We start from the raw sequence: 25,186 nt of genomic DNA, 5'->3' as shown, positions 1-25,186 counted from the left end.
TAGGGTTTAAAAACCCTACCTAGATAATTAACCGATATTCAAATAATATACTTATTCTTCTGAAAGTCCGTTCCTTGAATTATTTCTAAACAATATATTCGCTCACTTCGATTACTTCATTAGAAGTTAACCGCGACATACTCTGTTTATGGATCAACTTGATTCCTTCCTCAATGGCCGATGCAGTCGGCGTTCCACCCTTTGGACTAATATTATAAAGACCTCTTTCCAGTCTTGCTGAATCCTCATTGAAATCGTGGAGGACTTTACAAATTTCCATGTTTTCTCCCGGAAAAGCGATCACTGCGATTTCTACTTTTCCCCTTCTTCCCTTAAAGGAATGGATTAAATCTAAGATACTATGTCTTGCCAAGTGAATTTTATTCGCCATGCTCCCACTACTATCCAATAAAATACAGCACTGCACGCCTACATCCTCTGAGAAATCATCGATATAGTTTAGGATTTTACTTCTAGAGGCAGGCTCCATACTGTGAATCTCTTGACCAATCATCTCCTTCAGCTGTTTACTGACAACCTCTTGAAGGGTTTTATTTACAGTTTGATAGGTTAAGCTCTGCATGGTTTGGAAAAGTTCATTGATATAGCTATATTCGTAAGTTCCACCGCCTGCTTTCGCTATCTCTACAATTTCATTCAGTGCATCTTCATTGCTCTCTTTGCCATCTACAATCCCTATGGTATTCACAATTATTCCGTTTCTATATGCCTTTTCAGCAGCTATAATGGGGCTACCACCTACATTGGACTGTCCGTCCGTTACAAGAATCATCTGCTTAATCATTACATCTCGTTCCACGCTACCATTCCTCCTTTAGTTTTTAGAATTATTTCCAATTGGAGGAAAAATATACTTCACATAAAAAGCCCAATACTAGCTGGATATATAGCTAATATTGGACCTTTTTTTCTATCTATTCCCTATAGAATTACTTATGCAAAAGCAATTCCTTCCCTTAATACTTCTAGTTCTTTTTCAATCTTTCTGGGCATTCTGGTTGGTACAGGAATCCCAGACAATAAACTCCTGCCCCTAAGGTAGCTGAATTAACAGCAACTAATGCCAACAGACTTAACAAAATGTTTCTCTTTTTCATGGTGAATCCCCCTTCTTTTGTTTTATATTTTTTTTATTAACTAATGGGATTAATGTAATGGATTCTATGAAGAATGCAAAAACCCCAATGTTACAATAATAAAGTTTTGAAGCATCTGCAAAGTAAATAACTATTATTCCTAAGGTAAATAGAGCTGCAAACCTTAAGCTTCTTCTTCTATATATGGCATATTCCTTAGGTGTTGATCTTTTATTCGGTGTATCTACTGGAGCATATAAAAATATCAATACATTGGCAATCGCCAGGATTATTAATGTAAAATAAAATGGAGTTGGTATATTGGACAAAACATTGATCGTAACAAATGTAAATATGACCGTTGTAATAAAGCATCCTAAAAAGGTTTTCGCATGGTAACCGCCTGCATTAATTCTTAAAACAAAAAAGGTTGTGGCAAAAATAAACATTTCTACCATTACATCAAAAATATAGGCGATCATCGTAAGCAATATTATTTTAGTAACTAATGAGAGAAATACCTCTAATCCAAATTTATAAATATCTCGGTCCTCTTTACTGATAATTTGATTGTCTATTAATCGATTGACTAGTCCCTCAGCTACAAAGTTAATTTTAATCACCCATTTCCTTAAAAGTTCTATAATGTCAAAATCTTCTTTCTTTTTTCAAAATACCACTTATTTAGATTTTATTCAATATACTTTGCATAACTGGTAGTCTAAATGTAATAATTAGCAGATTTTTTACATATTATGTAATACAATGTTCGTTTATTTTATTTACGATAGCTCTATTTCCTAGACAAAATGACTACGCTTCTACCTCAACTAAGACTTCCTTTAAAGGAAGTGCTATATCCACTAAAAACTCTTTTCCTTTATCTTCTATATTGAGCATTCCATCGTATTTAAGAACGGCCTTTCTTACATTCTTAAGACCTAAGCCATGGTTTTCTTTGTCAAGCTTTGTTGTCAAATATCCAATTAAATTGTCGCTTTTCAAAATTACTTGATCACTTTTACTGTTTTCTATTTTTATAATCATATGGAAATCTTTAATATAAATCTGTATATATATTTTTTTACAATCATTCGATATTTTTTCACAGGCTTCAATAGCATTATCCAATAAATTTCCCAATATAGTGGATATATCTACAAACTCAAATGGTAATTTAGTGGGTAGATCTACATCAACATTAAAATCTATTTTACTTCTAGCTGCCTTTTCCTTTTTCATATTTAATATGGCACCTACTACAGGATGGCATGCATTCACGATCTCATTTAAGTCCACCACGTCCTTTGAAAGATTTAAAATATACTTTTTAGCTTCTTCTATCTTTCCTAGGTGTATTAGTCCATAAATAGTGCTTACATAGTTATTAAAGTCGTGTCTTTGGGCTCTCAGGGTTTGAATAACCTCCTGAATATGATCTAAATATATTTGTTGGTTTTCATATTCCTTTTCCTTTATTTGAAATAAAAATTCTTTATTCTGCTGTTCTATCATTTTCTTAATAATCCAAGCAATAACGCAGCTTACTACTACTGCTGCGCCTCCCATACCTATGATATAAATAAGCTCTCTATGACCGCCTATATCTATATAGCTGTAAAAAATAAACGTCATAAAAACAATACATAAATTCACTATGATTAGTATCGAAACAGGATATATATTTAACTGCTTAATCCAGGTATACATTTCCTTAAATAAATTCTCACCTTGGCTTACTACTGTAATAAATAAAAGCTTAGTTAGAATAACAGCCATTAACTTATAGAAATTAACCTCTAGTAAAAGTTTTGGAGAAATCTTAAAAAATACACTTAAACCATTTACTACTATTAATTCTATTAAGAACATTAGCGTCAACCCCATAATTACCAATGCAAAACTTTTTGACAACTTACTTTTGCTAAATATCCAATTAAATATTAATGTTAACACGATTGTCATTGTAGTAATAGAAGTTATCTTCACTAAACCAGCTTTAGTGTTTATTAAAGTACTAAGGACTATTGCTATACTCAATAAAGAGAAAACACTTATTTCATTTTTTTCTGTTTTTCCCAAAATCTTTTTTAAAAAATAATACAAAGCATAAATATCCAAAGTGTTCGTAAAAATATTCATCATTAATAGGTTTTCCATATATAATCCCTCCAGTATTTTATGCAACACCCCTATTTCTCATCTCTCTATTTTTATTTATTATCAGCTAAACAGCTTCGCATAGAAAATGCTCATTATTTCTTTCTTGTATGTTCTACTTATTGGAATACAGAAATTTTCTGCTCTATCCAGTACAATAGTATTTCCCTGTATTCCTCTAATTTTATGCTTATTCACTATATAGCTTTGGTGGCATCTAATAAAATACGAGGTATCAATTTCCTCTAATAAATCATTCATAGAACCATAAAATTCTATAGTTTTATCCGATGTATGCACCTTTAATTTTCTAAAGTACTTCTCAAAATAATAAATCGTATCGTACTGTAATTGAATTAAATGATCTCTAGTTTTTATTGATAATATTTTTTCTCTATCTCTAAATGTCTTTTTTTCTTCAATTCTGGTTAATATTCGCTCCATTAACTTTACAAATTTCGTTTCCATAATAGGTTTTATTAAATAATGAAAGGATTCAATCTCAAAGGCTTCTACTGCATAATGTCTGTACCCTGTTAGATACACAATGATCGTATCTTCAGTGAATTCTCGAATTTTTTTTCCGGTTTCAATTCCATTCAGTGTTTTCATTTCTATATCTAAAAATACAATGTCCACTATATTTTTGTTCAATTGTTCCAAAAGTTCTTCCCCACTATAGGCTAAGATATAATCCACTTTACAAGGAATATTCATAGATTCAATGTAACTTTTAATCAAATCAACATGAACAGAGTCATCATCACAAATGCCAATAGTCAATTTCACGACAGAATTCCTCCTTCATTGTAATTTGCTTCATACTATTAATTCGATACGTGAGACTATTTACCTGCTTAAATTACATATTTTTCTATATCAGTAAAAATAAAAAAGAGGATACCTAACTTTAGATATCCTCTCTTCTATTTGATATAAACGTTACTGATTTCCCTTGTTAGACAATGAACGGACAACGCTGCTCATAAAGTCCGCCATTCCTAAATCTCTGTACGCAGTCGCTGTATCCTCAATATTTTCATACTGCCAGCCTTCTCCTTAATGCGAAGCCATTATTATTCTATCAACCTTATTTCCTATCTCAAGCTCTTTATATAAACTATTTAATTGATTATCATCGTTTCTGTATATTGGATAATACACCTCATCATTTATTTTTACTTCTGTACCGCTTATATTATAATTGGATTCAACATCATTCAATATGTCTTCCGGTCTATCTGCAACAATAAATGCAATCCTAATACTCTGTTGGTAAGTTTGAATTTTGTCCCTTATTGCATTGCAACTAAATCTAAATTCTATTTTTTCAAGATTTCCTATTTTAGATTCTATGCTATAGATCTTATCTATATCTGGAATAACTCATTAATTAACAATCAGTTTCATACCTGTATAACAAAGATAAATAATTTATTAATTTCCATGTATTATTATTATAGTCATAAAAATCGACTCCTTGTATGAGCCATATCTTCATTATTAATGAGTTTGAATTGGACTCAAAAAATTCTAGATTCCTTTCGCAGAAAATAATAATTTCTTTTTGGTTTGTTCTCTTAATATCTTTATAATAGATAGCACTTCTTTCATCCTCTATTACTTTATAAATAACGATATCTAAAGATTCCTTGTCCAGCTTTTTTTCTTCATTAAGCATACTATGAACCATGTTACATTTGACGATATCTAAGTAACTTTGAGAAACAGAGGTGCTATCCATTTCAGCCAATGTTAGCTTTAGAGATAATAACCGTATTATTTCTTCCACACTTTTCTTTCCTGGAACAACTTTATGTTTATATGTTTCTATTAAGTTTTCTAAAAAGTCACCCATTGCTGTATTCCTCCTATATTTATACTAGTTTAATGTCCAGCAGCCAACTATATTTGAGTAGCTATTCCAACCTTCAGTCATATAAAAAACCTGCAAATCAGAGGTATTGACTTTAACACTGGATTTATTTGTAGGTACTAAAATATCACCAATTTTTACACTTCCTATTATTCCAGCAGGAAAAGTATGAGTCGAGTATAAATATGGTGGTGCTGGTTTAAAAGTTTTATATGTCTTTTCTGGGAGTACTAAATTACATTCTTTTAATGTCAAAGACTTAAATCTTACAGCATTCGCCATTTTAGTGCCTGCATAGTGTATATAAACCTCCACTTCTTCAGTGTTACCAGAACGAATGAGAAATGGTACAATTGTATTATTAGCCCTAAAATTAGAATTTTCTAATTCCATTCCAGGTATAGGCGTCTCACTAAAATCTTCACTATTTAAAATTTGAATTTCAATAGTTTCAGCTTTTATCTTATCCGTTACAAGCTCTTCTGCAAAAACAGTTATATTCAATGAGAGTATCATTGTTACAATCATGAATACAGATAATATTAATCTACTCTTTTTGTTCATTCAAATTCCTCCTTTTTTATAGTAAAAGACGCAATGGGTGTTGACACTAAGTGTCAATATTGTTTAATACAAATATATCACCTGTTAAAAATTATTAATCTACATTGCAGAACTGGTCGTTTAAATGTCATAATTGGCAGATAAAAGTAATAAAACTCCATAATCCTGTGGCATTTTTTATTAAGACTTTTATTTCAAGCTTTTTATTAGATGATACAGTCCATAGGGAACGCTTAATATTCCTACAAGAGAACCAAAGAATCCAAACTGAAATACTTTCCTTAGAAAATCCGAGATTTCAAAATTTTTTAAAGCATATTCAAAAGCTGTTAATGTTATGGCAAAAAATATTCCTATCAATATCATCCTTACACTTTGCTTCAGCGTTCGAGTGGGCTCCATCCCAGCCCTGTTTTTTAAATTTTCGGACTCCAGTTTTAGTAAATTTTTATCTTCAAGCTCCCTAAGTTTAACAGTTGAATTATACCGCCAAAACATTTCAATACCTCCTTTCTCAATTTAGAAAACAGTTTAAACAATTATAATATACATGTTTACCTCATATTCCCATCTTATGTATAATTATGTTATTCTACATAAGCTTATACAATTCCTTCCTGCGCTTTTTATTAATATCATAAAAATGTAATGGTCTTTATACACAAAAAAAAGAAAAAATCCCCCTGCAGTGGAGAATTTTTTCTTTTTCCTATTTATTTATTTATTTTAAACAACACTTGGAATCTAAATTAATTTTCTTTCTACCATTTGAGTAACGACAAAGGATGCGACATCCTCTGCATAGCTTCCAGAGCCAAAACCTGCATCGTAACCAAGCTCTTTTGCTAGTTCATGAGAAATTCTTGGTCCACCACCAACGACGATCAGCTTATCTCTCAAACCTTCCGCCTCTAGTAACTCTACTAGGTTTGTCATATTCATGATATGAACATCTTTTTGCGTAACTACTTGAGAAACTAAAAGGGCATCTGCCTTTAATTCAATGGCCTTTGCAATTAATTCCTCATTTGGCACCTGGCTACCCAGGTTATACGCTTCTATTCCTTTATATCTTTCTAATCCATAGTGTCCAGCATAGCCCTTCATGTTCATGATGGCATCGATCCCTACCGTATGGGCATCGGTTCCTGTACATGCACCAACGATAACCACATTTCTTCCAATATTTTTTTCAATATATTCTTCTACTTCTTCCTTTTCCATAACATCCCCTTCAACCTTTGGAACTACGATGGAAGTATAGTCTACAGAATGCTGACATTTACCGTATACGATAAAGTAGGTGTAGCCGTCTCCTAAATCTTGCATGTTAACTACACTTGGCTCTGTTAAGCCCATTTTTGCAACGAGTTGTCTTGCTGCTTCCTTACCCTCTTCACCAAAAGGTACAGGTAGTGTAAAGCTCAGCTGGGTCATGCCATCGTTTAAGGTATCCCCGTACGGTTTTACTTTGGTTAAATCGACTTGTTGTACCAACATATTATCGCTCCCCTCTTAAAAGTAAATCTATGAAAGGATTAAAGTAGCCTTCAGTTTTTCTAACTACACCATGTAAACCTTTACCACCTGTTCTGGATCTTTTTACGCCACCAAATTTACCACCCTCGATGGTAACAAATAATCCATCTTTTTCGATTTGCTCTAGTAAAGCGGTTGCGTCCTTCAGAACTTCTTGTGCTCTCTTTTGGATTAGCCCATCTTGCTTAAACTCTATTTCTTCCCCTAAATCTCTACAATTATTAAAGATATATTTTGCATTATCGATGGATAACGCTCTATCATGCATATGTGGCGTATGAATGGCTTCTGTAAGCATTCCCAATAATTGAATTCCTTGGTTCGTCCAAATAGAAGTAATATTGAATAATGCATTCTGAATATGCCCTTTAAATATATCGCCTGTCATAAACTTAGTTGGCGGCATATATTTTAGTGGTGCTTTCGGGAATATTTCTCTCGCCATTTGAGCTTGTGCTAATTCAAATAAGAAACCATTTGTAAGATTTGGATCCATTTCGAAAGCATGGCCAAGACCCATTTGCTCCTCTGGAATACCAGCTTTTAAAGCAAATTGCTCATTGATGAATTGGGAAGCAAGAACTGTATAAGCTTCTTCAACGGCATCGGCTGTGGTTAAATAATTGTCTTCTCCAGTATTGATGATGATTCCGGCAAATCCATTGATTATTCTTGAGAAATATTGATCGACTAATGTTCTTTGCATGTTGATATCTCTGAATAAAATACCGTATAGGGCATCATTGAGCATCATATCCAATCTTTCCATGGCACCCATGGCAGCGATTTCTGGCATACAAAGTCCGGAGCAGTAGTTACAAAGTCTAATATAGCGACCTACTTCTTTTCCAACCTCGTCCAATGCTTTTCTCATGATTCTAAAGTTTTCCTGTGTGGCGTAGGTTCCACCAAACCCTTCCGTTGTAGGCCCATAAGGAACGTAGTCCAGTAAGCTCTGTCCTGTGGTTCGAATAACGGCAATAACATCTGCCCCTTGTCTTACAGCAGATTGTGCTTGAATAACATCTTCAAAAATATTTCCAGTGGCAACAATTACATAGAGGTATGGTTTTTTTCCTTCGCCTAATGTATCGATATAGTTTTCTCTTGTTCTTCTATTTTCTCTGATTCTATCTGCAGTTTTTACTGCAATTTCGTTGATAGCAGCTGCAATGGCACTACGATCTCCAGCAGAAAGCTTGATGAGATCCAACTCTCCCTTTCCAACAGCTTCAGCAATTTCCTGTGGCGTCTTTCCTGTTTGAACCATAGCATTCCCGATCCAATAAGCTACACCTTGTGAAAGACCACCACCTTGTACGATGTGGTCCACGATAACATTTGGCAGAGGTGTTTCTGTTTCGTCCACTCCGTCGATCCCTAATAGTCTACAAATCGTTCTCTCTACTGCAACAGTTGTATGAGATTCTATAAAGTCCTGCACATCGTTTGTGATATGAAACGCTGCATTCCTTGCTTTTTGAATTAAATTTTGATCTAAATTTAATTTGCTCACGCTTGCTCCTCCTATCTATTGGCTTCTGATACTGCTTCTTTTGCAATATTTAAAATCTCTTCGTTCAGTCCCATCAGTCGTGCTACTAATATGGCGTCTCGAGGTACCTCCGCCGAAGATTTCATTTCTTCCAGCCTATAATCCATGTATTTCTCTAATACCTGCTTCTTTCCATCTACTTTGGATAGCTCCCTTTTCATTTCTTCCAAATTGATGTTTTTTAATCCGACCACTTGGAGATGCTGAATATCTTCCATATTACTCAAACCATCAAAATGTGTGGTTATAATGGATATGAAGGTGGATTTCTTCAAATACGTAATGATCCCTTTCGAAATCCCGTATCCCTCCATAGGGTTCGTTCCTCTTGCCAGCTCATCGATGAGCAAAAGACCCTTTTCTCCATTTCTGCCTAAAACTTGGCTGATGCCATGGATCTCTCCTCCAAAGGTAGAAAGTCCAGATTGCAAGGATTGTTGATCCCCAGAGGAAAAATAAATAAAGTCGAATAGTCCTACGGTAGCACTTTTTGCAGGAACATAGAATCCTAGCTGCGCCATGGCTGTAATTAAGGCGATTAATTTTAAAGAGATGGTTTTCCCACCCATATTTGCCCCCGTAATTACGGTTACACCTTTATGAATTTTTATATCCACCGGAGTGTACACAGCACCTTTTTCTTTCAAATGGCTCTCTAAAGGAATATGCCTCCCCTCTACAAAGCGGATCTTCTGATTTTGGATTATCTCCGGTCTTACAGATTTGCTCTCTATGGCGAATCTCGCTTTCGACAATATGAAATCCAGTTCACCTATTGCATGGATGTTTTGAAAAATAATATCATAATGATTCTTAATCTCCTGAGATAGCCATTGGCGAATTCTCAGTTCTTCCTCTTCTTCCTGCATTTTTAGTTGATCCAGCGCCAAGGTCAAACGATTCAAATCTTCATCTATATATTCAGGGATTGAAGCCTCCGAGTCTTTTTCTAAAACCCGTTTGTTTTTTTTCTTCAATATCCACATTTGTTTCTCTATATTTGCTATTTTATCCCGAATATCTGTTAATAAGGTGGAATACTGATCGTAAATATAAAAGGTTCTCATACCAGAGTTTTCGGGGTCTAAAAGCTTTACTATATCGTCCATTTCCATCAACTTGACTTTTTCAATAGAGATTCTTTCCTCTTTCAGTAAAAGCTTTCTAATTTCCATCATTACCATCAGCTGATTTTTAATCTCAAATAACTCTACTTCATTGAGTATTTCATCTCTTATAGACCGTTCTAAGGAACCTCGAACATCCTTAATCTCTCTTAAAAGTCGAATGATTCCGTTCGAAACACTGGGACTGTTTTCAATGAGGCCCTTCATTTGAGCTACGGCTTCCAGCTCCCCATTTAAGCATTGTATGCTGTCAGGGCAAAATGGCTGAAGGCTATTCTTCTTCCACAACCCATATGCTGAAATAATCACCAGCTTCTCTAGAACATCCACAAGACCGATTTCCTTCTTCGTTTGAATACTCATCCAATGATCCAACATATTCTATCCCTCCAGCTTTACGTCAATAACAGGCATAGGGTCTAGTGCAGTCCTCATTAATTCTACGAATGCCCTAGGTTCAAAAAAGTATCCTTCCGGCCCGTATGGATTCGTAGTCACGGCTAAAAGATTGATGGGGTGCACGACCTTCACTTTGACTCCTCTCATTCGAAAAGCTTTCCAATACTTTCGGTCAATAAAAATCCTCGTAGCATCTTGGACGATAAAGGTAATATCCCTATAATAAGGACAGACCTCCATCATATCAGCTAAGGTTCTCGCCACTAAGGAACCACTGACGATGACATATTTTGTATGCTCGTTAATTGCACTGCCAATAATGCATCCTGAATTTAGTGCGGTCTGTATGGATAATTCCTCTACAGATCCGTCTTTATTGATAAAAGCATATCCTTTTTTTTCATGTATTTTCATTGCAATTTCTTTAACAGCTTCGTCCTCAATTTGTTCTAATCTGAAAAGCTCTACTTGATGGAGCGTTTCATTTTTTACCACTTCAACACTTCGGCTGATGGTAGCTCCTGTAGATAGGACCGCTGCCTCGGCCAGCCAAGGAGACGCTGCACTTTTCCGATCGATTGCACCATCAATCAGAACAAGCTCCGCTCCATAACCTCGTATTTTATCTACGACATCTTTCATATAGGCATTGACATCGGGTCCTGCAAGTTCTATCAATCCAGCAGAACGAACCCGCCCTATAACCACACTTCCTAAAGAAGTATTATATTCCGTAACTTCGAGGATCTCTATTTTTGCTTCACACTTTAATAGAAGCTCCTTTGCGGTGGCAATAATCGTACCTCTTTCAACGTAAATCGTTGGTTTTTCCGTTCTAGTAACGATATCTTCCTTCTCCCCATCCCTACCCGTTGATGTCAATCCAATGGTTACATTTTGCTCCATTGCAGATTCTATGATATGGTTCAGCGTCATGGTTTTTCCTGCATTCTTCGCCATACCGATGAGAGACACCACCTTATAATGAGGGTATATTAAATTAAATAACGCCATGGAATCACCCTTAAATATAGGAGGACCTAAGTCCTCCTATTTATTTGTTATGATTGCTTTATATAATCGGTGATAACGCTGTTTTATTTATTACCACGATTATGTCTGTCAAGCTCGGCAGGTTCAAGGGCAATTGCATTTCCTTGCATTAATCCTGCTACACCGTGAAGCTTTACTTTTTTCTCACCTTTACATACTGGACAAGTACAGTTTTCTACGTACTTCTCTGGCTCTGTATAAGTCGTAATCACCCCTTCATAGTTTCTAAGAATCACTTTATTGTGAGATTGAGAAACTACGTAGTTTGGCATTACTGGAATCTTTCCGCCACCACCAGGAGCGTCTACTACGAATGTAGGTACTGCATATCCTGATGTATGACCTCTTAAACCTTCAATGATCTCGATTCCTTTTGAAACCGGTGTTCTAAAGTGCTCGATACCCATGGAAAGGTCACATTGATAAATATAGTAAGGTCTTACTCTATTTTTTACTAATCCATGAACTAAATCTCTCATGATATGAACACAATCATTAACGCCTCTTAAAAGTACAGATTGGTTTCCTAGAGGAATTCCTGCATCCGCTAATAAAGTTAGCGCTCTTTTCGTTTCTTCAGTTAATTCCTTTGGATGATTGAAGTGGGTATTCAACCAGATTGGATGGTATTTCTTCAGCATACCTACAAGCTCTGGTGTAATTCTTTGTGGCATAACTACAGGTGTTCTACTTCCTAAACGAATAATTTCAACGTGCTCAATTTCTCTTAATTTACTGATGATATATTCTAATTTTTCATCAGATACTAATAGACAGTCTCCACCAGATAAAAGAACGTCTCTTACCTCTGGTGTTCTTCTGATGTACTCAATGGCAGCGTCGATTCTGTCCATTGGCATGGCTGTATCGTTTTGTCCTGCAAATCTTCTTCTTGTACAGTGTCTACAGTACATAGAACACATGTCTGTGATTAATAACAATACTCTGTTTGGATATCGGTGTGTTAGTCCTGGTACTGGAGAATCCGCATCCTCATGAAGAGGGTCATCCATATCCGCATCACTTTTATGAAGCTCTGTCATAATTGGAACTGCTTGCTTTCTAACTGGACAATTCGGATCATCTTTGTCCATTAAAGAAGCGTAGTAAGGGGTAATTCCCATTCTTAATGTTTTAAGACATTCCTTGATCCCTTTTTCTTCTTCATCAGTTAGATTGATTACCTTTTTTAAGTCCTCTACATTTGTGATTCTATTTTTAACTTGCCATTGCCAGTTATTCCATTCTTCTTCCGTTACATTTGCCCACATTTCAATATTTTTATAATTAGACATACCAAATCCTCCTCGGGTAATTTATTCTATCAATTTATACTTTAAATATAGATATCAAATAATTAAGCGTATAGCTCTTGGTACATTCTATTTAGAACTTCACTCTCTCTCATGATTTGAAGGGCGATTTCACCGTGTCCTTTGGTGTATCCATTCCCCATCATCATGGTTGTATCTTGCCCTACACCTTCAGCCCCTAAAGATGCCTTTGTGAAGCTTGTCGCCATACTAAAGAAGTAAACCAGTCCATCATTTTTAGCAGATAAAATACTGCCCATTTCTGTATTGGGGATGTTAACGCAATTGATTACGATATCTGCCATCTCTCCATTTGTTGCAGCTTTAATTTTTTCCATTAAACCTACTGCATCCGTAGCATCTGCTGCAATATATGCATCTGCTAAATTCGCTGATTTTGCTCTTTCAAGATTCTTCTCGCTGTAGTCGACACAGATTACTTTGCCAGTAACGCCGGCACGTTTTTTTGCTTCGTATAAACAGAGCATTCCAGACTTTCCTGTTCCACCAATGATTACTACAGTATGTCCTGGTCTTACCAGCTTTGCAGTTTGCGCAGGAGCTCCTGCAACGTCTAATACAGAAAGAACTAGGTTCTCTGGAAGATCTTCAGGAATAACAGCATAGATGCCACTTTCAAATAAAATTGCCTTGCCCTCGATATCCACTTGATCGATATCTTTACGAATTTCTTTAATATGATCTATTCTCAAAGGTGTTAGGGATAAGGATACTAACGTAGCAATTTTATCGCCTACCTTTAAATTTGTTTTTCCTTCCATGGCTGGTCCAATTTGTTCTACGGTTCCAATCAACATTCCACCAGAGCCAGTCACAGGATTCTGATGCTTTCCTTTTGTCTCAACAATGTTTAGCATAATTTCCTTTATTTTTTCTAAATCACCATTGGCTTCCTCTTTAATTTGAGTAAAGCTGGCTGAGTCTATATTCAATGTCTGTACATCAATTAATATTTCGTTATCATAAATCTCCATATCATTAGAAATCTTAAGCGCTGGTTGCGGTAAAACACCTTTCGGCTCAATTACCCTATGTGTTCCGTAAGGACATCCTTTTTTCATTTTTATCTCTCCTCACATTAATTTTTTAATGCATTGTAACCACATTATTTATGTGCAATTCCTGTGCCAAAATCTAAAATGAATCCCATATAAGTGAATAAATTCTTTTTATTTTTTATAATGTTCATTTTTACATGTAATTCCCTGATTGCATTAATTAATAGTGGGTATTTAAAAATAATAATATGCTTTTATAGAGAAACAACTGCCCAAAATTGAGCAGTTGTTTTTTTAGGAATCTTTTTTATAAATCATATTTCATCTTTTTATATTGTAAGGTTTGCCGAGGTATGCCCAATATTTTTGCAGCAACAGTAATATTGCCATGACAATCCTCTAGGGCATCTCGGATATACCTTTCTTCCATTTTCTCAAGCTTGCTCTTTAAGTCCAATCCCTTTGAATCTAAATTTTCCGTATTACAATCCTCTTTCTCCCTCAAGTCGATACCCTGCAATTGATAGGATATGTCTTCTGCCGTAATGAATCTGCCTTCCATTACATTCATTGCCCCTTCAATAACGTGCTCCAGCTCTCTGACATTGCCAGGCCAATCATACAGCATGAAAATCTTCATCACTTCATCCGTCACACCAAGGGCTTGCTTATGCAGCATGTAGTTAAACTTCTGTATGAAAAATTGAACCAAATCCTTAATGTCTCCTTTTCGCTCCGATAAATCAGGGACTTTGATAGACACAACGTTTAAACGATAGAACAAATCCTTCCGAAGCCGCTCAGTTTGAACTGCTTCCACGGGGTCCATATTCATCGCCGTAATGATTCGAACATCTACATGTTTCGTACGAACATCTCCTACTCGTCTTATATAGCCTTCTTGAAGTACCCTTAAAAGCTTTGCCTGTAGCTCTAGTGGCATGGAGTTAATCTCATCTAAAAACAAAGTGCCTCCATTTGCAAGTTCAAATAAACCGATTCGATCCTCTGCACCCGTAAAGCTCCCTTTCACCGTACCGAATAGAATGCTCTCCAGAAGGCTGGCAGGAATAGCTGCACAGTTTTGAGCGATAAAGGGCTGTTCCCGTCTTTTGCTGGCATTGTGCACAGATTGAGCAACCAATTCCTTACCCGTACCAGTTTCCCCAAAAACCATAACAGGAGAACCTGTTTCTCCAGCTTTTAAAATCCTGTTTTTAAGCTTTACCATGATATCGCTGCTACCAATTAGGTCCTTTACCGTATATTTTGCCAAGCTATTTTCTCTGGCATTTTTAACGGACTTCGTATTGGCATATAGCTTTTCCTGGAGATCTAAAAGCTTTTCCGACAGTGCCTTTACCTGAGTGATGTCTCTTGAAACCTCTAAAGCACCTAAGATTCGATCTCCGTCTAGAATTGGAATCGAGGAGTTCACTGTCGTAATCTTATGCCCTTTATAGTTAATGAAGCTTTGCTGCACATTTAATACAGGCTCCTTGGTTCGAATGGCCCTCATAATGGTACTGGTTTCTTCCGTCAAGGATGGATAAATATCTAAGATATACTTTCCGATGGCCTCTTCTCTTTGTATATTATCCAATTGCGCTGCCACGGCATTACAGAATACAATTCTACCCTGTGCATCGATCAGTTGAACGCCTTCTCCCACATGGTTCAGTATCTTTTCAAACTGCTTTTTTGTGAATAAATCCTTCAAATCATCACCGCCCTTTTTTCAGCATCATCTGCCTATTTTTCGGCACCTTTCTACTCTATTATATCACAGTCTTAATTTTCAACACCTTAAATTTTAAATTTCATTTTATTTACTCAAGAATTTAAGTTACGCTTCAGTTTAATATGGTGCAAGTTATAAAATTAAGCGGATAAATTCTATTTTAGATTTAGAACAATAATCTCTGGTCGATTAAAAATTCGAATGGGCACAATGCTATTTCCTAAGCCTCTGCTGATCACCATGGTAGTATCTCCTATGGTATGAGTACCACTTGTATATTTAGGAAATAAACCTTGATCCGGAGCTATCATGCCGCCTAAAAATGGTAGTCGAACCTGCCCACCGTGAGCATGGCCAGAAAATACTAGATCTACCTTGCTTTCTGCGTAGATTTCCATAAAGTTCGGTCGATGAGATAATAAAATTCTCAAAGTATCACTTTCTTCCTTCGTTAATTCTTCTAAATTATTTTTTAAATAAGCACGCCCTCTATAAAGAGGATCCAGTAACCCAAGGAGCTCTATTTTGCTATTTCCTACTTCTATTTCTGTTTTGGCATTATCCATTACAGTTGCACCAACAGCCAATAGCTGCTCCTTTACTTCTTCATATATTCTGCCCCGAATTTCATGATTGCCCGATACGTAATAAACAGGAGCGATTTCTATTGCTCCCTTTACAAATTCCATAGCAACCTCCATATCCGTTCTTCTAGAATCCACTAGATCCCCAGTGATGACGATCATATTGGGATGGATACTTTTTATTTTATTTAATATTCTTTTCTGATCTTTTCCAAACCTTTTATTATGGAGATCTGAGATTTGGACAATTTTATAGCCTTTCAAGTCCTCTTTTATTTTCTTATTTTCATAGTTGATCTCGGTTATTTGAATATGATTATTCTGCCAAACACAGAATATGGTAAAAGCGAGTACAGCCAATACACCCTTTACAATATGTCGATTCATTCTATGCACCCCTTTTCTAAGCTGTCTTTTCTAAGTCCATTATATCTTTTTTCATTGCTTTATCAAATAACAATAGGGTTACAATTTCTTCATTTAAAATACAAAAAACTACTAAAGAGGTTTCCTTAGTAGTTGTTATTTGCATGGAATGAAGCGGTCAGTCCAAATCTATCCTATTTTAAAATTATTGAATCTTCTTTGCCCAATCAATAAATTGTTCTACCACAGTATCTAAAAATTGAATGGTAGACTCATCATTTAGATATCCTTCTTCATCCACCTTATCTTGTATACTGCCAATAAAAACTTCATTTCTAGGAAGAGTAATGGCACCTACGCCACCAGAATTTAAGATCTCTCTTAAATGAAGCTGCGCCTTAACTGTTCCCAGTGCGCCCATAGAAGCACCCACAATCATTGTCGGTTTATTTAACATCACTCGCTCAACTCTAGAGAACCAATCCAGTGCATTCTTTAATACCCCTGGAATGGAGTGATTATATTCTGGTGTTAGAATAAGGAGTCCTTCACTTTCCCGAATCTGTTTTCTCATTTCATCTACCACTGCTGGTGGGTTCAGCTCGATGTCCTCATTATACATCGGCATATCATTCAATAGCATGATTTCAATATCCAGCTTATCTTTAAATCTTTTCTGCATAAATTCTGCAAGCTTTTTATTCTTAGATTGTTCACTGATACTTCCTACAATTGCTACTACTTTCATAACAATACCTCCATCTATCTATTATTCGTTTTTATACAATTTACTAGCTTTTTTAATTATACCCATTGAATAGGCAAGTTAACCTTTTGTATACCATATAAAAATAATATCGTTCCATTGTTAAAAAACTTCTACATCGAATTTTAATTCTCCATTCTGGTCAATTGAAGTAATTTCAATATGAATCTCAGTGTAAAGTCGATGGATGTATCCTATAATCGAGTAGCTTCTCCTGCGACCCGACGGATCGATCTGATGAAAACTGGCGGCGTTTTCATTGAATCCACCTAAATCATATTGAAATGAAACTTTGCTATGGGGGGCTAATGTGAATATCCGATCCTTTTCCCCAGCATTTGAAAGAAACATTAAATTCTCTAAGGTTTGATCCGTTTGATTGTTTATAACAACAGTGGTTTCGTTGTTGGAAAAAAGGAACATCTTTGTTAGCACTACTGCCACGATTAAAAATAGAATTGTCTTTCTATTGCTTTTTATTCCCATAATACCTTTTCTCCTTTTTCTCTAAATAACTTTAAAGGTTACTTTTTGATGAAGTTTATAACGAGGCTAACAATAATTGAAATTACAGTATAGACAATTGTCCAAAAAAAGAATGATTCATTGAAAATAGTAAAAGTCAAGATGGTAAATAGGAATAATGTAAATATGGGCATTATAAACCATTTTTTAGTTAAAGAATAGCCAATGATGGAACATATAATTGTAATTACTGGGCAGATAAATAATGCTACAATAAACGCCATGTTCTTCATCCCTTCCCTCTCTTTAAAAAAAGCCTAATAACTAGAGCCCAGCTTCACTCTAATTACTAAGCTTTTGTATATGCATCCTACTCTTCTCTTCTCGGTGGTCTCGGTCCTTGGTATTGATAATACTGGCATTCTAACCTTCCGTTATAAAGCTTTCTTCTTCTGTCTGCTTTTGTTCCGTAAAGCTTTTCAAAATCACTATTGGAGGTAATAATGTATTTTGACCAAGTTTCCATTTCTCCAAAAACCTTCCCCATGGTTTTATAGAGTTCTTCAACTTCATCTCTTTCTCCGATACGCTCTCCATAAGGCGGGTTTGTGATAATACAGCCGTATTCAAATCTAGACCTTAGGTCTGCGACGCCTAGCTTTTGAAAATGAACGTCTTCATCCACCCCAGCTTCTCTGGCGTGGTATCGAGCGATGCTTAAAACCTCTCCATCCACATCGGAGCCATAGATTCTTAAAGGTCGGTCATACTTTGCTAAGTCGTGGGTTTCCTTTCGAGCATTTCTCCAAAGTTCCTTAGGGATGAGCCCCCAATCTTCAGATACGAAGTTTCGGTTGATGCCTGGGGCAATATTTTTACCGATTAAAGCGGCTTCTATTGGAATTGTACCAGACCCACAGAAAGGATCGATCAATACTCTGTCTGGATTCCAGTAGCTTAGACTAATCAGTGCCGCTGCTAAGGTTTCTTTTAATGGGGCTCTATTGGATAAAGTTCGATAACCTCTTTTGTGAAGGCCTGCACCGCTGGTATCGATGGTTAAAGTGACCACATCTTTTAAAAGCGCTACTTCAATAGAATAGGTAGCACCATTCTCTTCAAACCATTCTCTCTTATATTTTTGCTTCATTTTTTCTACGATGGCTTTCTTTACAATGGCCTGACAGTCCGGCACACTGGAAAGCTTAGAGTTAATGGACTTTCCATTCACAGGGAATATTGCGTTTTCTGGCAGGATATCTCCCCAAGGTAGGGCTTTTGTTTTTTCAAATAGCTCATCAAATGAAAAAGCTTTAAACTCCCCTACCTTTAATAAAATTCTGTCCGCAGTTCTAAGCCAAAGATTCGTTCTACAAATCGCAGACGCATCTGCTGTAAAATCAACTCTTCCGTTTTCTACTTTCACATCCTCATAACCCAATGCTTTAACTTCCCGCCCTACAATTGCCTCTAGGCCAAAGGTAGCCGTCGCTATTAAATCAATCTTCCTCATAATATCTCTCCAATCTATTGACTTGCTTATATCATTTACATTTTTTCAAGATTTTAGTTGTTAATGATGTCCGCTCTTATTATATTTTGTTTTCATCAAATTCACAACAAAAAAATAGGTCTAGGGAAATCTCCCTAGACTTTATGCCGCACTCTATGGTTATGCAATTACACCCATATTCGTAATAATCGCGCTACATTCCTTTTCCTTCGCCTTTGTAGATAATAAACTGGCATCGTTGATCATATTCATGATGGGTTTTAAAGTATTCAGTGAATTCTCCTTATCTAGGGTATATCCTGAAATCCCAATGGAAACGGATACCTGGATGTCCTTTGGAAAAGTATACGAATGGATCGCCTTTATTATATTTTTCGCAATCCTTTCACTATGCTCCATAGAATAAGGCGCTACAATTGCAAATTCATCCCCTGCATACCTACATAGGAAAGACTTTTGATCCGTATTTTCTTTTAGTATCCTTGCAATGCTCCGTAGGATATCATCCCCTATGATATGTCCATATTGCTTATCGATACATCCAAAATTATCTACATCCATAAATATAACTGAGACTTCCTGGGCCTCCTTCAAAAGATTATATGCATTATAAAAAATATAATCGCTCCTATATAAGCCTGTTAATAAATCGATGGATTTATTTAGCTCCATATTTAGGATGGTTCTCGTTACATATCCCACCAATTCGCCTTGATCTTCTAGTAGAATTATTTCTATATTCTTGTATGTATCAAAAATCTCTTTCACCTTCCATATGGGTGTAGCAGAATCAATGCATCGATACCGATCGGACATAATATCAGCAACAATTCGATTTGGATGCGCTACGACCAGTTCTTTTTTTGTAACGACACCAACCAATTCATCGTGATCATAAGCACAAAAACATTCGATTTCTTCCTCCGAAAAAATATCCTGTATTTTCTTTGCACCATTTAAGATATTTATTTTTTTGAATCCTTTTTCAGCAATATCCGATACATTTTTTATCATAAGTCAATAGATCTGCTAACATTAAGCGTTATATTTACCTGCGCTCTGATAATCATAGAATCGTTAGCAATCTTTCCTCCTTCATCCATAATGATTGCAATGAGTTTCTCTTGAGGAAGCATATTTAATAAGGACCTCCTCACCACGATTGCTTCAAAATAGTCATGTTCAATTTTCAATATCTCGTATTGATCCGGTGATAATATATCCACCATTCTTCTTGCCGCTTCTGGCCCAATAGGCGCCCTCTTTCCAACGATTAAGACGTCCTGCATTGGTGGTACTTCAAACTCCGAAAACCTCATATTGATTTCCGCCTTTTTATTTCCCTCTATTCTATTTTCCAAGTATCTATCACCTTCTCTGTCGTTAGCCATTTTCTATCAACCTTTTCAAATACTTCTTATACAGATATATTCACTAAATAGGATTTCACTATTCAATAGGACTTTTATCTTATTTTATCAAAAATTTCTTTATTTTTGTATGTTTTATTTCCCTATTTTTCGACATTTTACGACAAAATAATGTTCATGCTTCTATTCAGGAATGCTTATTTTTCCCTCTGAGAAATCCACGATACAGATACACCTTATGGTCCTACTGAATATAATAATTAGTATCTATCTAAAAGGAGAGTGAAGCTATGTATATTCATATAGTGCAGCCTAGCGAAACAATTTGGTCTGTTTCAAATTTATATGGGATCAGTACATACCAGCTGATTGGTGACAATGGATTAGAAGGGTTGTCCCAATTAGTTCCTGGTCAATCCTTAGTCATTATTCAAGATCCGCCACCCCCTCAGCGTAAAAACATTGAGGTCAATGGTTATATTGTACCGAATACACCGGAGGCAGATACTGCTACAGTAAGTGAAGTTGGACAATATCTAACCTATATCACCCCTTCCAGCTACGTTGTGAATCCAGATGGGAGCATTCGGCCCCTAAACGATGAGGCCGTTATCAGTGCGGCTAAGAGCTACCACGTTGCGCCTTTACTCAGCATTACCAATGAAGGTGAATCTAATTTTGATCCAGCACTTGCCCATGAGTTCTTTATAAATCTACAATTGCAATATATACTTTTTAATAATGTGCTCCATGTGATGCAAAGTAAAGGATATTACGGATTGAATATCAACTTTGAACGACTTTATCCCGAAGACCGTTATCTTTATAATGATTTTCTAAGAAATGCCGTTGACTTCTTCCATCAATATAATTACCCAGTTTCAACAGCATTGGTATCAAAAACTTATGACATGACCACAGGGGAGTGGTGGGGCGGTCACGATTACAAGGCCCAAGGTGAAATTTTAGATTTTGTCATTATTATGACCTACGACTGGGGTTGCGTTGCCTGCCCTCCAATGGCAGTAGCTCCCGTTAATGAAATCAGAAAGGTTTTGGACTATGCTGTAACCGTTATTCCAAGAGAAAAAATATTAATGGGAATGCCTTTCTATGGATTCGATTGGACCCTTCCATTTGCACCAGGGGATAGAGCCAACTTAGTGAGTTACAGAGAAGCACTTCAGCTTGCCATCCAGTACGGTGCCACCATCCAATACGATGCTCTATTTCAAGCGCCATTTTTTTATTATGTAAGCGAATCTCAAGAGCAACATATGGTTTGGTATGATGATGCCAGAAGCTTCCAAGCGAAGTATAATTTGGTGATGGAATACGATCTTTTAGGCGTCAGTTACTGGTCTTTGAACACATCGGCTCCCCAGAATTGGCCAGTTCTCAATTATATGTTCCATATCGTCCAACAAATATAGCAGCACCATTGATTTGACTTCATCCTAAGTCTCAATATTCAGTATTATCTTAATAGTTAAATCTTTTTCTAAAACTTGTAAACCCCTTCTAAAGATTTTATAATAGAGTTGTAGGAATTAAATCAATATATTATATAGGAGGATTACACATGAGTAAAACTGTGGATATTGATTGGGGTAAACTAGGATTTAGCTACATGAAAGTTGGACTACGTTATATATCTAAATGGTCCAATGGCAGCTGGGATGAAGGTAAATTAGTAGAAGATAACACATTAGCAATCAGCGAGGCATCTACTGCTCTTCACTACGGTCAACAATGTTTCGAAGGAATGAAAGCTTACAGAACAAAAGAAGGTAAGATTCAACTTTTCAGACCAGATCGTAACGCAGCAAGATTAAACGATAGCTGTAGACGTGTTTTAATGCCTGAAATACCTGAAGAGAAATTCATCGATGCTTGTATTCAATTAGTGAAAGCAAATGCTGAATATGTTCCACCATACGGTTCAGGTGCTACGCTTTACTTAAGACCGTTTGTTATCGGTGTTGGAGACAACTTAGGTGTAAGACCAGCTCCAGAATTCATATTCTCTATTTTCGCAGTACCTGTAGGACCTTACTTCAAAGGTGGTATGGTTCCAGTAAACTTCATAACATCTGATTTCGATAGAGCAGCGCCATACGGTACAGGTGCAGCTAAGGTTGGCGGAAACTATGCAGGTAGCCTTATGCCTCATAAAGTAGCTGTTGACAAAGGTTTTGCAGATTGTATTTATTTAGATCCTGCAACTCATACAAAAATCGAAGAAGTAGGTGCAGCAAACTTCTTTGGTATCACTAAAGACAATAAATTTGTAACACCTAAATCTCCTTCTATATTACCAAGTATTACAAAATATTCTTTACTACACGTAGCAAAAGAATATTTAGGATTAGAAGTAGAAGAGAGAGACGTTCTTGTTGACAATTTAGATGAATTTAAAGAAGCTGGTGCTTGTGGTACAGCAGCAGTTATTACTCCTATTGGAGGAATTGAGCATAAAGGTAAGTTCCACGTATTCCACAGTGAAACAGAAGTAGGTCCTGTTACTAAAAAATTATATGAAACACTTTGCGGAATCCAATTCGGTGATGTTGAAGCTCCAGAAGGATGGATCGTAGAAGTTAAATAATATGAACAATTAAAATAAGTTGTAAAGACATAATGTCTTTACAACTTATTTTTTAGGAATAAATACTTAAGTTTTATTTTAAGCGCTTGAAAGTTAAAACAGGGTTTTAAATTGAGTGCGCCATAAAATTTGTGGCTGTGAACGAACAAATTTTATTTTTCCAATAAAAATTTTGCCAAGTGTTTATCGGACTCGTTGATATGATTTACCAGCCACTCTATTACAAGGAATTTAAACTGATCGATCAGTTCTTCGTTGATCCCTGTATCTTTAATTTCATTGCCCAGCTCGTATAGCCTATCCACAAGGTGATTATGCTGTGCTCTATGTCCTTCGAGAGATTCATAGTCTGCATCCATCATGATCTGCTCTTCCTCTGTAAAGTGATTAATACAATAATCCATCAAGAATACAAATGCTCTATGTATTTCCTGAAGATCCGTGGATGAATCTAAGGATAAAAAATCACCCGCTCTATTAAAAATAGTTCTATGCTGTTCGTCTATGCTTGTAATGCCCGTCTCTAATTCAGAACTCCACCAGAACATAAAAAGCCCCCCTATCCAATATTTATATTTATGACTTAAATTTATTATATATGGACTGGATAATAATTTCTATAGCCAAAGCTTTTATAATCACCATTTTATTTTCAGCGCATAAAATAAAAATGTAAATACCTTTTAGGCGGTGATTATCCATGGAACATATCAATTTCTTATCCCCTTATAAAGACTTCGTTGTAGGTGTGGATACAAAGGTTCCTCTAGCAGATCAAACTTTTACAACTGCAATTAACTTCGATAATGCAGCTACAACGCCCCCTTTCGATTGTGTTATGAACGATCTTGTTGAATTCTCTCCTTGGTATTCCTCCATACATCGTGGTGCAGGATATAAATCTCAATACTCCACTAAACTCTATGAGGAATCTCGGAAAATTATTTCCAGCTTCATAGGTGCCGATATGGACTACCATTCCATTATATTCCTTAAGAATACTACGGAAGCCATCAACAAACTATCGAATAAATTGCTGGCCTTACATAAAGATGGTGTCGTGCTCTCTACCTGTATGGAACACCATTCTAACGATCTTCCTTGGCGAAATAAATATACTGTAGATTATATTGCAGTAGATAAATATGGCGAATTATCCATGGAAGACTTAAAAAATAAATTGATAAGCTATGGGAAAAAGGTGCAATTGGTCACAATTACTGGCGCTTCCAATGTCACGGGATACATCAATCCCATTCACGAAATAGCCGAGCTGGTCCATCAGCATGGCGCTAAACTTTTGGTTGATGGCGCGCAGTTGGTACCCCATGGTCCTGTCAATATGAAGCCTGTAGAACACCCACAGCATATCGATTACTTAGTTTTTTCTGCCCATAAAATGTATGCTCCCTTTGGCACCGGGGTTTTGATTGGTCCTAAGGATACCTTTAGGGAAAGTCCGCCGGATTATACAGGTGGTGGGACTGTACAGTTTGTTTCTCACGATCATATCAAATGGCTGGATCCTCCCGAAAGAGAAGAAGCCGGCACACCAAATATCATGGGAGTTTTAGCGCTGTCTTCCGCCATTAAAAAACTTCTCAGCATTGGCATGGCCCAGGTGGAATCCTATGAAAGAGCTTTAACACGACATGCCTATGAAAGCTTAAGTAATATACCGAATGTAGAACTGTATACGAATAAGTCCCATCTCCACCGTACCATCAGCATTATCCCATTCAACATAAAAGGTCTCCATCACAGCATCGTTGCTGCTGCACTATCTAAAGAATTCGGTATTGCCGTAAGAAATGGCTGTTTCTGTGCACAGCCCTATCTGCAAAGGTTATTAAATGTATCTGCTGAAGACAGCGAGGAATATATGAAGGATCCAACATTGCCCATGCCTGGAATGGTTCGCCTTAGCTTTGGTATCTATAATTCCATAGAGGAAATCAATATCCTCACCAAAGCACTTTTCCACATTTCCCGCAATCGAGATCTGTATCTACAAAAATATAACATTCAAGAAATTTGATGATGACGAACCTTCACAAGGTTCCAAGGAAAT

The 25,186-nt window shown here is 36.2% G+C and carries 27 protein-coding genes; 3 read left to right on the top strand and 24 right to left on the bottom strand.

Annotated features, from left to right (window positions below; all coding sequences use genetic code 11):
• Positions 1-85: 85 nt before the first annotated feature.
• The 23 genes from CLOS_RS02225 to CLOS_RS02130 form a co-directional block, all read right to left on the bottom strand.
• Positions 86-820 carry a vWA domain-containing protein gene (locus tag CLOS_RS02225; protein WP_012158306.1) on the bottom strand — a complete coding sequence of 245 codons (735 nt, stop codon included), beginning with the start codon at positions 818-820 and terminating at the stop codon, positions 86-88.
• Between the two features lie 166 nt (positions 821-986).
• A complete protein-coding gene (locus CLOS_RS15470; RefSeq protein WP_083757115.1) occupies positions 987-1,118 on the bottom strand; it encodes a cyclic lactone autoinducer peptide in 132 nt (43 codons plus the stop codon).
• Positions 1,115-1,720, bottom strand: coding sequence for an accessory gene regulator ArgB-like protein (locus tag CLOS_RS02220; protein ID WP_012158305.1), 606 nt, complete (start codon positions 1,718-1,720; stop codon positions 1,115-1,117). Before CLOS_RS02220 ends, CLOS_RS15470 begins: the two co-directional genes overlap by 4 nt.
• A gap of 190 nt (positions 1,721-1,910) precedes the next feature.
• Positions 1,911-3,257, bottom strand: a complete 1,347-nt coding sequence (locus CLOS_RS02215) for a sensor histidine kinase (RefSeq protein ID WP_012158304.1) — start codon at positions 3,255-3,257, stop codon at positions 1,911-1,913.
• Between the two features lie 63 nt (positions 3,258-3,320).
• On the bottom strand, positions 3,321-4,046 hold the full coding sequence (locus tag CLOS_RS02210) for a LytR/AlgR family response regulator transcription factor (RefSeq protein ID WP_012158303.1): 726 nt from the start codon (positions 4,044-4,046) through the stop codon (positions 3,321-3,323).
• 270 nt (positions 4,047-4,316) lie between these two features.
• Entirely contained in the window at positions 4,317-4,481 is a 165-nt protein-coding gene (locus CLOS_RS15780; RefSeq protein WP_156774378.1) for a hypothetical protein, read from the bottom strand.
• Positions 4,482-4,650: 169 nt separating this feature from the next.
• Positions 4,651-5,115, bottom strand: coding sequence for a hypothetical protein (locus CLOS_RS02205; RefSeq protein ID WP_012158302.1), 465 nt, complete (start codon positions 5,113-5,115; stop codon positions 4,651-4,653).
• 24 nt (positions 5,116-5,139) lie between these two features.
• Entirely contained in the window at positions 5,140-5,697 is a 558-nt protein-coding gene (locus CLOS_RS15170) for a hypothetical protein (protein ID WP_012158301.1), read from the bottom strand.
• A gap of 189 nt (positions 5,698-5,886) precedes the next feature.
• Positions 5,887-6,195 (bottom strand): hypothetical protein, encoded by a 309-nt coding sequence (locus tag CLOS_RS02195; RefSeq protein ID WP_012158300.1) that lies wholly within the window; start codon positions 6,193-6,195, stop codon positions 5,887-5,889.
• Between the two features lie 246 nt (positions 6,196-6,441).
• The gene (gene kamE, locus CLOS_RS02190; RefSeq protein ID WP_012158299.1) at positions 6,442-7,197 is read right to left on the bottom strand and encodes a lysine 5,6-aminomutase subunit beta; all 756 of its coding nucleotides are present in this window, start codon (positions 7,195-7,197) and stop codon (positions 6,442-6,444) included.
• Position 7,198: 1 nt separating this feature from the next.
• Positions 7,199-8,752 (bottom strand): lysine 5,6-aminomutase subunit alpha, encoded by a 1,554-nt coding sequence (gene kamD / locus CLOS_RS02185; RefSeq protein WP_012158298.1) that lies wholly within the window; start codon positions 8,750-8,752, stop codon positions 7,199-7,201.
• A gap of 11 nt (positions 8,753-8,763) precedes the next feature.
• The gene (gene kamC / locus CLOS_RS02180) at positions 8,764-10,296 is read right to left on the bottom strand and encodes a lysine 5,6-aminomutase reactivase ATPase KamC (protein WP_012158297.1); all 1,533 of its coding nucleotides are present in this window, start codon (positions 10,294-10,296) and stop codon (positions 8,764-8,766) included.
• A 3-nt stretch (positions 10,297-10,299) separates the two neighbouring features.
• Complete coding sequence (gene kamB / locus CLOS_RS02175; RefSeq protein ID WP_012158296.1) at positions 10,300-11,331, bottom strand: lysine 5,6-aminomutase reactivase subunit KamB; 1,032 nt, start codon at positions 11,329-11,331, stop codon at positions 10,300-10,302.
• 83 nt (positions 11,332-11,414) lie between these two features.
• Positions 11,415-12,665, bottom strand: coding sequence for a lysine 2,3-aminomutase (gene kamA / locus CLOS_RS02170; RefSeq protein ID WP_012158295.1), 1,251 nt, complete (start codon positions 12,663-12,665; stop codon positions 11,415-11,417).
• 62 nt (positions 12,666-12,727) lie between these two features.
• A complete protein-coding gene (kdd, locus tag CLOS_RS02165; protein WP_012158294.1) occupies positions 12,728-13,765 on the bottom strand; it encodes an L-erythro-3,5-diaminohexanoate dehydrogenase in 1,038 nt (345 codons plus the stop codon).
• 244 nt (positions 13,766-14,009) lie between these two features.
• Positions 14,010-15,422 carry a sigma-54 interaction domain-containing protein gene (locus tag CLOS_RS02160; RefSeq protein WP_012158293.1) on the bottom strand — a complete coding sequence of 471 codons (1,413 nt, stop codon included), beginning with the start codon at positions 15,420-15,422 and terminating at the stop codon, positions 14,010-14,012.
• Positions 15,423-15,598: 176 nt separating this feature from the next.
• On the bottom strand, positions 15,599-16,414 hold the full coding sequence (locus tag CLOS_RS02155; RefSeq protein ID WP_012158292.1) for a metallophosphoesterase: 816 nt from the start codon (positions 16,412-16,414) through the stop codon (positions 15,599-15,601).
• Between the two features lie 184 nt (positions 16,415-16,598).
• A complete protein-coding gene (locus CLOS_RS02150; RefSeq protein WP_012158291.1) occupies positions 16,599-17,141 on the bottom strand; it encodes an NADPH-dependent FMN reductase in 543 nt (180 codons plus the stop codon).
• Positions 17,142-17,261: 120 nt separating this feature from the next.
• Positions 17,262-17,645 carry a hypothetical protein gene (locus CLOS_RS02145; RefSeq protein WP_012158290.1) on the bottom strand — a complete coding sequence of 128 codons (384 nt, stop codon included), beginning with the start codon at positions 17,643-17,645 and terminating at the stop codon, positions 17,262-17,264.
• Between the two features lie 38 nt (positions 17,646-17,683).
• Complete coding sequence (locus CLOS_RS16475; RefSeq protein ID WP_156774475.1) at positions 17,684-17,908, bottom strand: DUF2651 family protein; 225 nt, start codon at positions 17,906-17,908, stop codon at positions 17,684-17,686.
• Between the two features lie 86 nt (positions 17,909-17,994).
• Entirely contained in the window at positions 17,995-19,137 is a 1,143-nt protein-coding gene (locus tag CLOS_RS02140; RefSeq protein ID WP_012158288.1) for a THUMP domain-containing class I SAM-dependent RNA methyltransferase, read from the bottom strand.
• 159 nt (positions 19,138-19,296) lie between these two features.
• Positions 19,297-20,151: a diguanylate cyclase gene (locus CLOS_RS02135; protein ID WP_012158287.1), complete on the bottom strand. Its 855-nt coding sequence runs from the start codon at positions 20,149-20,151 to the stop codon at positions 19,297-19,299.
• On the bottom strand, positions 20,148-20,528 hold the full coding sequence (locus tag CLOS_RS02130; RefSeq protein ID WP_012158286.1) for a hypothetical protein: 381 nt from the start codon (positions 20,526-20,528) through the stop codon (positions 20,148-20,150). Before CLOS_RS02130 ends, CLOS_RS02135 begins: the two co-directional genes overlap by 4 nt.
• Before the next feature lie 269 nt (positions 20,529-20,797).
• Here CLOS_RS02130 and CLOS_RS02125 point away from each other — a divergent pair, with 269 nt between their 5' ends.
• Positions 20,798-21,940 (top strand): glycosyl hydrolase family 18 protein, encoded by a 1,143-nt coding sequence (locus tag CLOS_RS02125; RefSeq protein ID WP_012158285.1) that lies wholly within the window; start codon positions 20,798-20,800, stop codon positions 21,938-21,940.
• Between the two features lie 149 nt (positions 21,941-22,089).
• Positions 22,090-23,115 carry a branched-chain amino acid aminotransferase gene (locus CLOS_RS02120; protein WP_012158284.1) on the top strand — a complete coding sequence of 342 codons (1,026 nt, stop codon included), beginning with the start codon at positions 22,090-22,092 and terminating at the stop codon, positions 23,113-23,115.
• A 152-nt stretch (positions 23,116-23,267) separates the two neighbouring features.
• Here the strand turns inward: CLOS_RS02120 and CLOS_RS02115 are convergent, their stop codons facing one another.
• Positions 23,268-23,663, bottom strand: a complete 396-nt coding sequence (locus CLOS_RS02115; protein WP_012158283.1) for a bacteriohemerythrin — start codon at positions 23,661-23,663, stop codon at positions 23,268-23,270.
• Between the two features lie 152 nt (positions 23,664-23,815).
• Between CLOS_RS02115 and CLOS_RS02110 the strand changes: the two genes are divergently transcribed.
• Positions 23,816-25,153, top strand: a complete 1,338-nt coding sequence (locus CLOS_RS02110; protein ID WP_012158282.1) for an aminotransferase class V-fold PLP-dependent enzyme — start codon at positions 23,816-23,818, stop codon at positions 25,151-25,153.
• Positions 25,154-25,186: the final 33 nt, after the last annotated feature.

The organism is Alkaliphilus oremlandii OhILAs (genome assembly GCF_000018325.1).
Taxonomy (GTDB): Bacteria; Bacillota; Clostridia; order Peptostreptococcales; family Natronincolaceae; genus Alkaliphilus_B; species Alkaliphilus_B oremlandii.
The sequence above is the reverse complement of the archived record's forward strand: the minus strand, read 5'-3'. Positions and strand labels throughout refer to the sequence as shown.